The organism is Microlunatus capsulatus, from assembly GCF_017876495.1.
Lineage (GTDB): Bacteria > Actinomycetota > Actinomycetes > Propionibacteriales > Propionibacteriaceae > Microlunatus > Microlunatus capsulatus.
Window position 1 is genome coordinate 2,346,761 of sequence record NZ_JAGIOB010000001.1, and the last position, 13,716, is coordinate 2,360,476.

At 75.5% G+C, this 13,716-nt stretch carries 12 protein-coding genes; 8 read left to right on the top strand and 4 right to left on the bottom strand.

Annotated elements, in window-relative coordinates:
- Window positions 1-30 precede the first annotated feature (30 nt).
- Entirely contained in the window at window positions 31-396 is a 366-nt protein-coding gene (locus JOF54_RS10780; RefSeq protein ID WP_210055520.1) for a BlaI/MecI/CopY family transcriptional regulator, read from the bottom strand.
- 112 nt (window positions 397-508) lie between these two features.
- Between JOF54_RS10780 and JOF54_RS10785 the strand changes: the two genes are divergently transcribed.
- From JOF54_RS10785 to JOF54_RS10805, 5 genes are all read left to right on the top strand, one after another.
- The gene (locus JOF54_RS10785; protein WP_210055522.1) at window positions 509-2,062 is read left to right on the top strand and encodes a cytochrome ubiquinol oxidase subunit I; all 1,554 of its coding nucleotides are present in this window, start codon (window positions 509-511) and stop codon (window positions 2,060-2,062) included.
- An 8-nt stretch (window positions 2,063-2,070) separates the two neighbouring features.
- Window positions 2,071-3,111: a cytochrome d ubiquinol oxidase subunit II gene (gene cydB / locus JOF54_RS10790; RefSeq protein WP_210055524.1), complete on the top strand. Its 1,041-nt coding sequence runs from the start codon at window positions 2,071-2,073 to the stop codon at window positions 3,109-3,111.
- Window positions 3,112-3,224: 113 nt separating this feature from the next.
- Window positions 3,225-4,808: a thiol reductant ABC exporter subunit CydD gene (cydD, locus tag JOF54_RS10795; protein ID WP_210059492.1), complete on the top strand. Its 1,584-nt coding sequence runs from the start codon at window positions 3,225-3,227 to the stop codon at window positions 4,806-4,808.
- Complete coding sequence (gene cydC / locus JOF54_RS10800) at window positions 4,805-6,364, top strand: thiol reductant ABC exporter subunit CydC (RefSeq protein WP_210055526.1); 1,560 nt, start codon at window positions 4,805-4,807, stop codon at window positions 6,362-6,364. Before cydD ends, cydC begins: the two co-directional genes overlap by 4 nt.
- A 138-nt stretch (window positions 6,365-6,502) precedes the next feature.
- Window positions 6,503-7,264, top strand: coding sequence for an exodeoxyribonuclease III (locus JOF54_RS10805; RefSeq protein ID WP_210055528.1), 762 nt, complete (start codon window positions 6,503-6,505; stop codon window positions 7,262-7,264).
- A 15-nt stretch (window positions 7,265-7,279) separates the two neighbouring features.
- Here the strand turns inward: JOF54_RS10805 and JOF54_RS10810 are convergent, their stop codons facing one another.
- Window positions 7,280-8,974, bottom strand: coding sequence for a hypothetical protein (locus tag JOF54_RS10810; RefSeq protein ID WP_210055530.1), 1,695 nt, complete (start codon window positions 8,972-8,974; stop codon window positions 7,280-7,282).
- Window positions 8,975-9,113: 139 nt separating this feature from the next.
- Between JOF54_RS10810 and map the strand changes: the two genes are divergently transcribed.
- Window positions 9,114-9,881 carry a type I methionyl aminopeptidase gene (gene map, locus JOF54_RS10815; RefSeq protein WP_210055532.1) on the top strand — a complete coding sequence of 256 codons (768 nt, stop codon included), beginning with the start codon at window positions 9,114-9,116 and terminating at the stop codon, window positions 9,879-9,881.
- Between the two features lie 59 nt (window positions 9,882-9,940).
- Entirely contained in the window at window positions 9,941-10,657 is a 717-nt protein-coding gene (locus tag JOF54_RS10820) for a DUF429 domain-containing protein (protein ID WP_245359725.1), read from the top strand.
- 156 nt (window positions 10,658-10,813) lie between these two features.
- Here the strand turns inward: JOF54_RS10820 and JOF54_RS10825 are convergent, their stop codons facing one another.
- Entirely contained in the window at window positions 10,814-11,950 is a 1,137-nt protein-coding gene (locus tag JOF54_RS10825; RefSeq protein WP_210055536.1) for a L,D-transpeptidase family protein, read from the bottom strand.
- 240 nt (window positions 11,951-12,190) lie between these two features.
- Between JOF54_RS10825 and JOF54_RS10830 the strand changes: the two genes are divergently transcribed.
- Entirely contained in the window at window positions 12,191-13,459 is a 1,269-nt protein-coding gene (locus JOF54_RS10830) for an MFS transporter (RefSeq protein WP_307804052.1), read from the top strand.
- A gap of 90 nt (window positions 13,460-13,549) precedes the next feature.
- Here the strand turns inward: JOF54_RS10830 and JOF54_RS10835 are convergent, their stop codons facing one another.
- Window positions 13,550-13,696 carry a hypothetical protein gene (locus JOF54_RS10835; protein WP_210055540.1) on the bottom strand — a complete coding sequence of 49 codons (147 nt, stop codon included), beginning with the start codon at window positions 13,694-13,696 and terminating at the stop codon, window positions 13,550-13,552.
- Window positions 13,697-13,716 lie beyond the last annotated feature (20 nt).

Consider the following 13,716-nt stretch of genomic DNA (forward strand, 5'->3'; position numbering starts at 1 on the left):
GGACCGCGCCGGGTCGTCCGGCGGAGCCGCTCACGCCTGGCTCTCCAGCCGGGCGAGCGCCTCGCGCATGGCGGTGGCCTCCTCGGGGCTGACCCGGCTGACGAAGGCGACCAGCGCGGCCGTCCGGTCCCCGGCCTCCCCCTCGAGGGCGGTGTGCATGACGTCGGCGACCAGCTCGTCGCGCGTCTGCTCGGGGGCGTAGAGGTAGGCGCGGCCGTCGCGCTCGCGGTGGACGAGGCCCTTCTTGGAGAGCCGGTCCAGCACGGTCATCACCGTCGTGTAGGCGAGGTCGCGGCGCGTGCTCAGCGACGCGTGCACCTCGCGGACCGACTGCGGGACCCGTGCGGCCCACAGCTCCTCCATGACGCTGCGCTCCAGCTCACCCAGGGTGTTCACCGCTCCAGCCTAGCGCGCTGCTACTACGTGATCCGTACTACAGCGCTGCGTACTACCTGTCCTAGTACGACGCGCGGTAGTAGAGTCGGGTCGTGACCACGAGGGAAGCCCGATGAGCGCCGAGACGCTGGCCCGATGGCAGTTCGCCATCACCACCGTCTACCACTTCTTCTTCGTCCCGCTGACGATCAGCCTGGCCACCCTGGTGGCCGGCCTGCAGACGGCGTGGGTGCGGACCGGCTCGGACCGCTACCTGCGGCTGACCAAGTTCTTCGGCAAGCTCTTCCTCATCAACTTCGCCCTGGGCGTGGTCACCGGCATCGTCCAGGAGTTCCAGTTCGGGATGAACTGGAGCGAGTACTCCCGCTTCGTCGGCGACGTCTTCGGCGCCCCGCTGGCCCTGGAGGGCCTGCTCGCCTTCTTCTTGGAGTCGACGTTCCTCGGCCTGTGGATCTTCGGCTGGGACCGGCTGCCGCGCCGCGTGCACCTGATGACCATCTGGGTCGCCGCGATCGGCACGATCCTCAGCGCCTACTTCATCCTGGCGGCCAACTCCTTCATGCAGAACCCGGTCGGCTTCACGTTCAACCCCGAGCGCGGCCGGGCCGAGCTGACCGACTTCGGCGCGGTGCTCAGCAACCCCGTCGTCCTCGTCACCTTCCCGCACCAGATCTTCGGCTGCTTCATGGTCGGCGGCGCCTTCGTGGCCGCCGTCGCCGGCTACCACCTCTGGAAGTCCGCCCAGAACCCGAGTCCTGAGCCCACCCCGCTCCACGAGCCCGGCACCTCGCTAACTGAGCCCACCAGCTCGCGCCCTGAGCCCGGCACCTCGCTCCCTGAGCCCGTCGAAGGGCGCCCTTCGGCAGGCTCACGTCACGGGGGGCACGAGGGCCACGGCGCCGCCTGGCGCACCGCGCTCAAGGTCGGCGTCATCACCCTCGTCGTCGCCGGCATCGGCGTGGCCATCACCGGCGACCTGCAGGGCAAGGTGATGACGCAGGTGCAGCCCATGAAGATGGCCGCGGCCGAGGCGCTGTACGAGACCGAGGCCCCGGCGTCGTTCTCGGTGATCACCATCGGCACCCCGGACGGCCAGCGCGAGCTGTGGTCGATCAAGGTGCCGCGGTTGCTGTCCTTCCTCTCCACCGGCACCCTCGACGGCGAGGTGCAGGGCATCCGCGAGCTGCAGGCGGCCTACGAGGCGACCTACGGCCCGGGCAGCTACGCGCCGAACATCCCGCTCACCTACTGGACCTTCCGCTGGATGATCGCGCTGGGCATGGCCGGCGCGGCCGTCGGGGCCGTCGTCCTGTGGGCCACCCGGGGCGGGCGGACGCTGCGCCACCGGCTGTGGCTGCCGGTGCTCGTGGCGCTGCCGCTGATGCCGCTGTTCGCCAACTCGCTGGGCTGGGTCTTCACCGAGACCGGCCGTCAGCCCTGGTTGGTGTTCGGGCTGCTGCCCACCGCGGCCGGCGTCTCGCCGGGCACGACGGTGACCGAGGTGCTGATCTCGATGGGCACCTTCACCGCCCTCTACAGCGTGCTGGCCGTCATCGAGGTGCGGCTGATGCTGCGCACGCTCCGGGCCGGCCTGCCCGAGGTCGCCCCCCACCCGTCGGCCGACGCCGACGACGACCTGGACGCCCCGCTGGCGTTCGCCTACTAGGAGGAGCCGTGGAGCTCACCACCGTCTGGTTCGTCCTCATCGCCTTCTTCTGGGTCGGCTACTTCGTCCTCGAGGGCTTCGACTTCGGCGTCGGCATGCTGCTGCACGTCATCGGCCGGAACGACCGCGAGCGCCGCCAGGTGCTCAACACCATCGGCCCGCACTTCGACGGCAACGAGGTCTGGCTGATCGTGGCCGGCGGCGCCACCTTCGCCGCGTTCCCCGAGTGGTACGCCACCCTCTTCAGCGGCTTCTACCTACCGCTGCTGGCCATCCTGGCGGCGCTGATCATCCGGCTGGTGGCCATCGACTACCGCAGCAAGCGGCGCGAGATCGCCTGGCGCCGGCGCTGGGACGTCGCCATCGTCGTCGGCTCCGCCGTGCCCTCGCTGCTCTGGGGCGTTGCCTTCGGCAACCTCCTCCGCGGGGTGCCGATCGACGCCGACGGGCAGTACGTCGGCGGGCTGGTGAACCTGCTCAACCCGTTCGCCCTGCTCACCGGGCTGGTGACGCTGAGCCTCTTCCTGCTGCACGGCGCCGTCTTCGTCGCCCTCAAGACCGACGGCGAGGTCCGCCGGCGGGCCGGCCGCGTGGCCGGACGGGTCGGCGGCACCGCCGCCGTCCTGACCGTCGTCCTCGTGCTGTGGCTCAACCTCAGCCAGGGCTCCACCGCCAGCTACGTGCTGAGCGCCGTCGCCGCCGTCGGGCTGCTGGGGGCGCTGGCCGCCGGCCGCCGGGGCCGCGAGGGCTGGGCCTTCGTGGGCACCGCGACGACCATCGGCCTCCTCTTCGTCACCGCGTTCGTCGTGCTCTTCCCGGCCGTGATGCCGAGCAGCCTCGACCCGGCCTGGAGCCTGACCACCGCCAACGCCTCGTCGACGCCCTACACGCTGACGATCATGACCTGGGCCGCCGCCGTGGCCACGCCCGTGGTCCTGGGCTACCAGGCCTGGACCTACTGGGTCTTCCGCCGTCGGCTCACCGCCGGCCACATCCCCGACGACGCCCTCCACCCCGAGGGCACCCGGCCCCCCGCGGCGGCCCGGTGACCAGCACATCGACCCCGACCGCTCCGACGACCACGACCAGCGCGACGACGACCCGGCGGGGCGGTCCCGTCGACCCCCGGCTGTGGCGTCGGGCGGCCGCGACCCGGCGCTACCTGGTCAGCGCCGCCGTGGTCGGCACCCTGACGGCGGGGCTGGTGGTCGCGCAGGCGTGGCTGCTGTCCCGGGCCATCGCGGGGGTCTTCGCGGGCCGGACCGCCGACGCGGCCCTGGCCGCGGCGCCCGCGCTGGTCGCCGTCTTCGCCGGCCGGGCACTGCTCAGCTGGCTGAGCACCGTGCTGGCGCAGCGGGCGGCCGCGGCGGTGAAGTCGCAGCTGCGCACCGACATCGTCGCGGCCCGGCTGCAGGCCCCCACCGCCCCGGCCACCTCGGCGTCGCTGGTCACCCTGGTCACCTCCGGGCTCGACGCCCTGGACGGCTACCTGGGTCGCTACCTCCCGGCCCTGGTACTGGCGGCGACGGTGCCGCTGGTCGTCGGCGTGGCCGTGCTCGCGTCGGACTGGGTCTCGGCGCTGGTGATGGTGCTGACCGTGCCGCTCATCCCGCTGTTCATGGTCCTCGTGGGCTGGACGACGCAGACCCTGGTCGCCCGGCGCTGGCGGGTCCAGTCCCGGCTCGGCCACCACTTCGCCGACCTCGTCGCCGGGCTGCCCACGCTGCAGGTGTTCGGCCGGGCCCGCGCCCAGGTCGAGGGGCTGCGCCGCACGGGCGAGTCCCACCGCCGCGAGACCCTGGCCGCGCTCCGCGTCTCGTTCCTCTCCGCGCTGGTGCTGGAGCTGCTGGCCACGCTCTCGGTGGCCGTCGTCGCCGTCGGCATCGGCCTGCGGGTGGTCGAGGGCCACCTCGACCTGGCCACCGCGCTCTTCGTGCTGATGCTGGCCCCCGAGGCCTACCTGCCGCTGCGCCAGGTGGGCAGCCACTACCACGACTCCACCGACGGCCTGGCCGCCGCCGACCAGGCGTTCGCCCTCCTCGACGCCGCGGAGGCCACCCGGACAGGTGCCGGCCGGGCCGTCCCCGATCCCGCCACCAGCACCGTCGAGCTGGTCGGCGCCCGGCTGCGGCACCCCGGCGCGGACACCGACGCCCTGGCCGGGCTGGACCTCGTCGTCGGGCCCGGGGAGACGGTGGCGCTGGCCGGGCCCAGCGGGTCCGGCAAGTCGAGCGCGCTGACCCTGCTGCTGGGGCTGACCCGCCCCACGGCCGGCCGGGTGCTGGTCGGCGGGGCGGACCTCGCCGACCTCGACGGCGACGCCTGGCGCGCCCGGACCGCCTGGGTCCCGCAACGGCCCGCCCTGCTCCGCGGCACCGTGGGCAGCAACGTCGCCCTCGGCGCCCCGGGGGCGCCCGACGCCCGGGTGCGCGAGGCGCTGGACCGGGCCGGTGCCCCCGGGCTCGACCTCGACCAGCCCGTCGAGGCCGGCACCGAGGGTCTGTCCGCCGGCGAGATCCGCCGGGTGGCCCTGGCCCGCGCGCTGCTGCGGGTGCAGTGCGGCGGCGCCTCCCTGCTGCTGGTCGACGAGCCGACCGCCGGCCTGGACGCCGGCACCGAGCTCGACGCCGTCGCCGGCCTCCGCGGGCTCGGCGTCAGCACCGTCGTGGTCAGCCACCGGCCCGCCGTGCTGGCCGCGGCCGACCGGGTCGTCACCCTCACCACGTCCGCGGCGGTGACCGCATGAGCGCCCCGGCCTGCCGCGTCGACCGCCGGCTCGTCGGCGCCGTCGCGCTGAGCACCGCCGCCTCGGGCGCGGGCGTCGCCCTGATGGCGGCGTCGGCCTGGCTGCTGTCCCGGGCCGCGGAGCACCCGCCGGTGCTGTTCCTCATCGTCGCCATCGTCGGCGTCCGGTTCTTCGGCCTCAGCCGGGGCGTCTTCCGCTACGCCGAGCGGCTCGTCGGCCACGACGTGGCCCTGCGCCGCCAGTCGGCGCTCCGCGTCCGGGTGTTCGAGGCGCTGGCCGACGGCACCTGGGTGGGCCGGCGCGGTGGCGACCTGCTCTCCCGCGTGGTGAACGACGTCGCCGCCGTCCAGGACCGGGTGGTCCGGGTCGTCGTCCCGGTGACCGCGGCCGCCCTGGTGGCCGTGGGCACCGCCGTCGCGCTCACCGTGGTCTGGCCGCCGGCCGGGCTGCTCGTCGCCGCGGCCACCGTGCTGGGCGCCGGCGTCGTGCCCGTGCTGGCCGCCCGGCTCTCCGCACGGGCGGACCGCTCGCTGGCCCCCCTCCGCGGCGCCCTCGCCGAGGCGGTGACCGAGGCGCACGCCGCCGCCCCCGACCTGTGGGCCTACGGCGCCGCCGGGCCGCTGCTGGCGCGGGTCCGCGACGCCGACGACGCCCTCCGCCGGGCCGAGCAGCGCACCGCCGCCGTCACCGGCTGGGCGGGCGCCGCCCAGCTGCTCACCACGGGCGCCGCCGTGGTCGCCGGGCTGCTGGCCGCGGCGGTCGGCGTCGCGGACGGCGGCCTGGCCCCCGTCCAGGTCGCCGTGCTGGCCCTCACCCCGCTGGCCCTGCACGAGGTGGTCGCCGGCCTGCCGGCCGCCCTCGGCGTCCGCACCCGGACCCGGGCGGCGCTGGCCCGGGTCGACGAGCTGCTGGACCGCGCCCCCGTCGGTGGCGGGGCGGCGCCCGTGACGGCCGGCGCCGGGGCCGTCGACCTCCACGACGTCACCGTCGGCTGGCCGGGCGGACCGGACCTGGTCGAGCACCTCGACCTGCACGTCCGGGCGGGCGAGCGGGTGGCCCTCGTCGGCCCCAGCGGCTCGGGCAAGACCACCGTGGCCGCCACCGTGCTGGGCCTCCTGCCGCCCCGCGCGGGCACCGTCGGCGTGTCCGGCGGGGTCGGGTACCTGGCGCAGGACGCCCACCTGTTCGACACCACGGTGGCCGAGAACCTGCGGATCGGCCGCCGCGACGCCGACGACGCCGCCTGCGCCGCCGCTCTCGCGCGGGTGGGGCTGGACCTGCCGCTGGACCGGCTGGTCGGCGAGCACGGCAGCCGGCTCTCCGGCGGCGAGGCGCAGCGGGTGGCGCTGGCCCGGCTGCTGCTCCGCGAGGACGCCGTCGTCCTCCTCGACGAGCCGACCGAGCACCTCGACGCCCCGACGGCTGACGCCCTGGTGGAGGACCTGCTGGCGGCGACGGCCGGGGCCGCGGTGCTCGTCATCACCCACGACCCGACGCTGGTGGCCCGGTGCGACCGGGTGGTCACGCTCGGTCCGGCCCGGGTGCCGGTCGGCTAGGGGTCCACTCCGCGGCGTGTCGTCGTCGAGGCGGCTCCTGCAGGAGCCGCGCGGACGACCAACCGCCGTGGAGTCGAGTTCCGTGGTCCCGTGCACCGCCGGGGCGAGCGGGTTCTGCGCGGCTGGGAGGATGGCCCGGTGCGCATCGCGACCTGGAACGTGAACTCCGTCGGGGCCCGGCTGCCCCGCCTGCTGGACTGGCTCGAGACCCGGCAACCCGACGTGGCCGCCCTGCAGGAGACCAAGTGCGCCGACGCGGGCTTCCCCTTCGCCGAGGTCGAGGCGCTGGGGTACGAGGTCATGCACGTCGGCGACGGCCGCTGGAACGGCGTCGCGATCCTGTCGAGGGTGGGGCTCACCCCGGTGGCCGACGCCCTGCCCGGGATGACCGAGCCCCGCTACGCGACGGCCGACTGCGGCGGCCTGCGGGTGACGAGCGTCTACGTGCCGAACGGCCGGGCCGTCGACGACGCCCAGTACCCCTACAAGCTGGAGTGGTTCGCCGCGCTCCGCCGCACGCTGGACGAGCTGGACCCGGCCGCACCGCAGGTGATCATGGGCGACTTCAACGTCGCCCGCACCGACGCCGACCTGTGGGACCCGGCCCTGTTCGTCGGCTCCACCCACGTCACCCCGGCCGAGCGGGCGGCGATGGACGCCCTCGTCGACTGGGGGCTCACCGACGTGGTGGCCCGGCCCGGCAAGAACGACCGTCCCTACACCTACTGGGACTACCGCGCCGGGCGCTTCCACCAGGACCAGGGCATGCGCATCGACTACGTGCTGGCCAGCGCCGGCGTCGCCGTCGAGGACGCCTACGTCGACCGGGACGCCCGGAAGGGCAAGCTGCCCTCCGACCACGCCCCGGTCGTCGTCGACCTCGCCCTGGTCAGCGCCTGAGGCCGGCCCGGTCCCTCAGGACCGGCGGCGACGGGCGAGCAGGAGCGCTCCGGCCGCGGTGAGCCCGAGGGCTCCGGCCAGGGCCGCGAGCACCCCGCCGGGGGCGCCGGTGTCCGCAAGGCCCGGTCGGTGGACCGGCGCGGCGACCGGCGCCGCCCCGCCGCCGGTACCGCTCACGCAGTCCTGCGGCACGGTGAGCTCGCCGTCGCCGGCCGACTCGGTGATCCCGTCCGGGTCGGTGGCGTCGGCCACCCAGCGGAAGTCGCGCTGGGTCCAGCGGATCCGCTCCTCCGCCCCCGGGGCCAGGGTGGCGAAGCCGGGCTCGACCTGGCCGGGGGCGCCGGAGAACAGCTCGACCTCGGGGTTGCGCGCGGGGTTGGTCAGCACGACGGCCTGGCAGGTCACGTCGACGTCGAGGCAGTCCAGGACGCGGAGGTCGACGGTCTCGTAGGGCACCTGGTTGCTCTCCAGGTACAGGGCGAACGTGTAGCGGCCGCGGCCGGGGAGCCGCTCGGTGACCGCGGTGCTCTCCTCGCCGTCCACGTCGACCCGGTCCTCGGCGACGACGCGGCCGCGGGCGTCGGTGACCTGGTAGACGAAGGACCGCACGGGGCCGGGCACGACGTCCAGCTCCAGCCGGGCCGACCCGCTGCCGCGGACGCAGCCGACCTGGCCGGTCACCGCGCGCGGGCGGGGCGGGCAGCCGTCGGGGGTCTCGAGCACGCCGTCGCCCACCAGGGCGACCGGCTCGTCCTCGTCCTCGTCGGGGTCGTCCTCCTCATCGGTCAGCCCGCCGCCGGAGAACGCCGCCCAGGCGATCTCGGGGTAGGCGACCCGGACGGTCCGGCTGGCGCCCGGCGGCACGAACACGACGCCGTCGACGGCGTCCTCCTCGCCGGCGCCGGCGGGGCCGAAGACCACGCCGACGGCCGGGTTCTCCGCCGGGTTGGTGAAGGTGGCGCCGGTGCAGTCGACGACCGGGGTCAGGCACCGGGTGACGTAGACGTCGGCCTCGGTGCTCGGACCGGCCTCGCCCGCGACGGTGGTGGTCAGCCGGTAGTCGTCCGCCGCGAGCTCGGTGACGTCGACGCCCAGCTCGGAGCCGAGGTCCAGCGGCCCGGCGGCCACGACCTGCCCGCCCAGGGTGAGCTCGAAGGTCAGCGCCTCGTCGAAGCCGTCCCCGCGCTCGACGGCCCGGACGTTGACCAGCCCGGGCTCGTCCGCGGTCGCGCAGGTGGAGAGGACGACGACCTCGTAGCGCGGGTCGACCTCCACCGCCGCGGCCGGGGCCGCACGGTCCAGCCGGTCCCCGGCGGCCGCCCGGCGGAGCAGCGCGGGGACGGCCGGGGCCGGTCCGGCGACCGTCCGGCCCACCCGGCGGGGGGCCGGTACGGGCTGCGGGCTCGCGCCCGGGGCGTCCGCGCTCGCCGACGGCGCGGGGCTGGCGCTGGCGCTGGGCGTCGCGCTCGGGGTGGGGCTGGTGCTCGGCTCCGGGGTCGCCGTCGGGGTGGCGCTGGCCGTCGGCGCCGATGTCGACGCCTCGGGGGTCGGCGTCGGGGTGGCGGTCGCGGTGACGGCCGGGGTGGGCTCCGCCGTCGGCGCGGCGGACGCCGGCACCGGGCCGAGCGCGGCGGCCAGGGTCAGCAGGGCGACGGCGACCACCCCGGCAGGGGCGCGTCGGGGCGTCGAGCGGGGGTGGTGCGGGCGCATGGGGGGAGCTTCCGGTTCGGCGGACCGCGGCGGGGGGACGCGGGCGAGCACGAGCGCGCTCATCCAAGCAGGCCCGGCCGGGAGCCACAAGGACCGAGCGGGCCGGGGGCGGCGCGGTCGCGTACGGCACACTGGGCGGGTGATCGAGTACCGCACCCCCGCCGAGATCGAGGAGATGCGACCCGCGGGTCGCTTCGTCGCCGAGGTGCTGGAGGCCCTCCGCGACCGCGCCGACGTCGGGGTGAACCTGCTGGAGCTGGACGCCCTCGCGCACGAGATGATCACCGCGCGCGGGGCCGAGAGCTGCTACATCGACTACCACCCCTCCTTCGGCGCGAGCCCGTTCGGCAAGGTGCTCTGCACCTCGGTGAACGACGCCGTCCTGCACGGCCTGCCGCACGACTACGTGCTGGCCGACGGCGACCTCCTCAGCGTCGACTTCGCCGCCTCCGTCGACGGCTGGGTCGCCGACTCGGCCACCTCGGTCGTCGTCGGCACCCCGCGCGAGGCGGACCTCGCGCTCATCACCACCACCGAGGAGGCGCTGGCCGCGGGCATCGAGGCCGCGCAGCCGGGGGCCAAGGTCGGCGACATCTCCTTCGCCATCGCCCGGGTGGCCACCAAGGCCGGCTACAAGATCAACACCGACTTCGGCGGGCACGGCGTCGGGCGGACCATGCACGGCGATCCGCACATCCCCAACGACGGCCGCCGCGGCCGCGGGCTGCCCCTCAAGCCGGGCCTGGTCATCGCCATCGAGCCGTGGTTCCTCGAGTCGACGGACAAGATCTACACCGACCCCGACGGCTGGACCCTGCGCAGCCGCGACGGCTCCCGCGGCGCCCACTCCGAGCACACCATCGCCATCACCCCGGACGGCCCCCTCGTCCTGACCGCCCGCTCCTGAGCACCCCGCGCCCTGCGCTGTCTCCGCCCCCTGAGCCCGTCGAAGGGCCGCGCCCTGCGCTGTCCCCGCGCCCTGAGCCTGTCGAGGGGCCGCACCGGGTCCTCGGCGTCGACGGCTGCCCCGACGGCTGGGTGGCCGTGGCCCCCGACCCCGGCCGCACCCGGGTCTACACCGCCCCGACCCTCGCGGCGGTGATCGCCCGCGCCGAGCAGGACGGGCCCCTCGCCCACGTCGGCGTCGACATCCCGATCGGCCTGCCCGGCTCCGGACCCCGGCAGGCCGACCTGCTGGCCCGCGAGCGGCTGGGCCGACGGCGCTCGTCGCTGTTCCTCACCCCGGTCCGCGAGGCGCTCGAGACGCCCGACTACGCCGAGGCGGTGACCCTCAACCGCGCCCGCACCGGGCAGGGCTTCTCGCGCCAGGCCTTCGGGCTGCGGACCAAGGTGCTCGAGGTCGACGCCCTGGTCCGGGCGGGCGGGCGGGTGCTGCTCGAGGTGCACCCCGAGCTCAGCTTCGCCACCCTGGCGGGAGCGCCGCTGGCCGCAGGGAAGAAGACGTGGGCGGGTGCCGTCGAGCGCCGGCGGCTGCTGGCCGCCGCGGGGATCGTGCTGGACGCCGACCTCGGCCCCGACCCCGGCCGGGCCGGCGTCGACGACGTGCTGGACGCGGGCGCCGCCGCGTGGACAGCGCTCCGGGTCCGCGACGGCCGGGCCACCTGCCTGCCCGACCCTCCGGAGCCGCTGCCGCACGGCCTCACCGGCGCCATCTGGGTCTGACGGCCTCGCTCGTCCACCGCCGGGGCCGGGGCCGTCGTCCACAGGCCCTGCCGCCGGCGACACGGACGGTCCGATCGCCCGGAGAGTCCCGGCATGACGACCGCAGCGGCGCAGCGCTTCACGTGGAACGCCGCGGTACCCGCACCCGTGGACCGGTCAGCGGTGGACGATCACCTTGTCGCCCACCCGCGCCTGGGCGAACAGCGACTGGATGCCGGCCAGGTTGCGGACGTTGACGCAGCCGTGCGAGGCGCCGTTGTAGCCGTTGGCGGCGAAGTCGGGCGAGTAGTGCACGGCCTGACCGCCGGAGAAGAACATCGCGTAGGGCATCTTCGTGTGGTAGATCGTCGAGACGTGGTCGCGGGACTTCCAGCCCACCGAGAACGCGCCCTCGCGGGTGGGCAGCTCGGCGGAGCCGAAGCGGACGTCGAACCGCATCTGCGGCTTCCCGTCGACCACCCACACGAGCGTGTTCGTGCTCTTGCTGATGCACATGGCCCGCCCGGTCAGGCAGCGGGAGTCCAGCCCGGCGGCCGACGGCTTCGGGGTCCGGTTGTGCAGCTCGTCGCTGCTCGGGGTGCGGGTCATGGCCGTCAGCCGGTCCCAGGTGCGCTGGTCGACCTCCCCGGTGACCGGGATCTCCCGCTTGGCCTGGAAGCCCTTCACCGCGCTGGCCGTGGCGGAGCCGTAGGTGCCGGTGACCGAGCCCGAGAACCAGGCGATCTGCTTCAGCCGGGCCTGCAGGTCCCGCACCCGGTCGCCGCTGGCCCCCGGCGCCATCAGCGCCGGCCCGGGCGTCAGCCGGTTGTGCATCTCGTCGTCGGTGGGCTTGCGGGTGCGGCTCGTCAGCGAGGTCCAGGTCGCCGCGTCGACGGCCCCGGTCGCCTCCAGCTCGCGCTTGTCCTGGAAGCCCTCGACGGCGTCGACGGTGCTGGCGGCGTAGCGGCCGGTGATGTCGCCGGCGAACCAGTCGAGCTGGCGGAGGCGGTGCTGCAGCTCGCGCACCTTCGTCCCGGAGTCACCCTTCGACAGCATCGCGGCCGGCTCGGCGTCGGGCGACGGCGTCCGGGTCGGCGACGCCGAGGGGGTCGGGGTGCTGCTGGTCGAGGGAGCCGTGCTGGGGGTGGCGCTGGTGGCGTCATCCGCCGGGCTGCTCGCCGTGGGGCCGCCGGCCGAGACGGAGGGGGCGGGCGCGGCGTCGTCCACCGCCGCACCGGGCAGGCCGGCGCAGCCCGCAGTGCCGAGCAGCAGCGCCACCGCGACGGCGGCCAGGCGCCGAGGTCGTCCGGTCATCCGGCTCTCCTCCCGTCCGCTCCTGGTCGTCCCAGAAGCCTCAGGCGTCACAGGCTAGGCGAGGTCCTCCGTCCCGTCACGGCTCGGCGACGAACTGTGACCTGCGGGATGAGGGTCGGCCGGGCTCGGGTTTGGGGCCGAGGGGGCGCCGCGTTGCTAGTCTGCGGGCGTCAACGGGGACGTCCTCGTCGACGTCCCGGCCTCGGGAACGCCGTCCGCGCTCCACCCGGAGGTCGTCCCGTGCCGCCCCTCTCCCCCACCCGCCGCTGGCTCGCGCTGCTGGCCCTCGCCCTCGGCGGCTTCGGCATCGGCGCCACCGAGTTCGTGGCCATGGGCCTCCTGCCGGACCTCGCCCGCGACCTCCTGCCGGGCCTGGCTGCGGCCGACCCCGAGCAGGCGATCGCCCGCTCGGGCTGGCTGATCAGCGCCTACGCCCTCGGCGTCGTCGTCGGGGCCCCGGTCTTCGCGGCGCTCTCGGTGAAGGTCCCGCGCAAGCTGCTCATCCTGCTGCTCGTCGGCGTGCTGGCGCTGGGCACCGTCGCCTCGGCCGTCCTGCCCACCTTCGGCTGGGTGGTGGCGGCCCGCTTCGTCGCCGCGCTCCCGCACGGCGCCTACTTCGGCACGGCAGCGCTGGTCGCCGGTCGGCTGCTCGGGCCGGGCAAGCAGGGCCAGGGGATCGCGTTCGTCCTCACCGGCCTGACGGTGGCCAACGTGGTCGGCGTCCCGCTGATCACCCGGGTGGGACAGCTGGCCGGCTGGCGCGCCGCCTACCTCGTCGTTGCCGCGCTGTTCCTGCTCACCCTGGTGGCGGTCTCGCTGGCCGTCCCCCGCCAGCCCCCGACCGCCGGCGCCTCCGTCCGCCGCGAGCTCCGCGTCCTGCGGCTGCCGCAGCTCTGGCTGATGATGGGCGTCGGGGCGATCGGGTTCGGCGGCTTCTTCGCCGTGTACTCCTACATCGCCGAGGTCGTGCGCGTGGAGGCCGGACTGCCGACGTCGGCGGTGCCGTGGGTGCTCGCCGCGATCGGCGTCGGGATGACCCTGGGCACGATCTTCGGGGGATGGGCCGCCGACCGGGACCTGCGCCGGACGGTGGTCGTCGGCTTCCCGTTCTTCCTGGCCTCGATGGTCGCGATGGCCCTCACCGGGGGCCACCCGGTCGGCGTCTTCCTCAGCGCCTTCGCCGTGGGGCTCACCAACATGGTGCTCATCCCCGGCGTCCAGGCGCGGCTCATCGCGGTGTCCGGGGAGGCGCAGCTGCTGGGGGCGGCGCTGGTGCACTCGGCGCTCAACATCGCCAACAGCATCGGGGCCGCGCTCGGCGGCCTGGTCATCGCCGCGGGCTACGGCTACCTGGCGCCCAGCTGGGTGGGGGTGGGGCTCGGCGTCCTGGGCCTCGGGCTCGCCCTGCTGAGCTTCGCCCACGAGGACCGGTCCCGGGCGCAGGACCGCGGGCCGGTGCGGACCGGGGCCGACCCGGTCGAGGTGACGGCGGGGGCCGGCGCCCGCTGAGCAGAGGGGCTCGGGCTGGGAGCCTCTCGGCGTCCCGGTGGCCGTGCCGACGACGGGTCGTCGGGCCGGCTCACCGGGCGCGCGGAGCGATCAGTGCTTCTTGCGACCGGACTGGGCGAGCTTGCCCAGGCCGTCCTTGATCTTGCGCTGGTTCTCCGGCTTGGACAGCTCGCGCTGCGCGACCTGGATGACCTTGGCGACCACAGCGCCCTTGACCAGACCTCTGAGCAGACCCATCGTGTTCTCCTTCATGCGCC

Excerpts from the sequence above, each read along its gene's own strand:
- JOF54_RS10785 (WP_210055522.1), top strand. The coding sequence starts at position 509 with ATGAGCGCCGAGACGCTGGCCCGATGGCAGTTCGCCATCACCACCGTC.
- cydC (WP_210055526.1), top strand. The coding sequence starts at position 4,805 with ATGAGCGCCCCGGCCTGCCGCGTCGACCGCCGGCTCGTCGGCGCCGTC.
- JOF54_RS10810 (WP_210055530.1), bottom strand. The coding sequence starts at position 8,974 with ATGCGCCCGCACCACCCCCGCTCGACGCCCCGACGCGCCCCTGCCGGG.
- JOF54_RS10825 (WP_210055536.1), bottom strand. The coding sequence starts at position 11,950 with ATGACCGGACGACCTCGGCGCCTGGCCGCCGTCGCGGTGGCGCTGCTG.
- JOF54_RS10835 (WP_210055540.1), bottom strand. The coding sequence starts at position 13,696 with ATGGGTCTGCTCAGAGGTCTGGTCAAGGGCGCTGTGGTCGCCAAGGTC.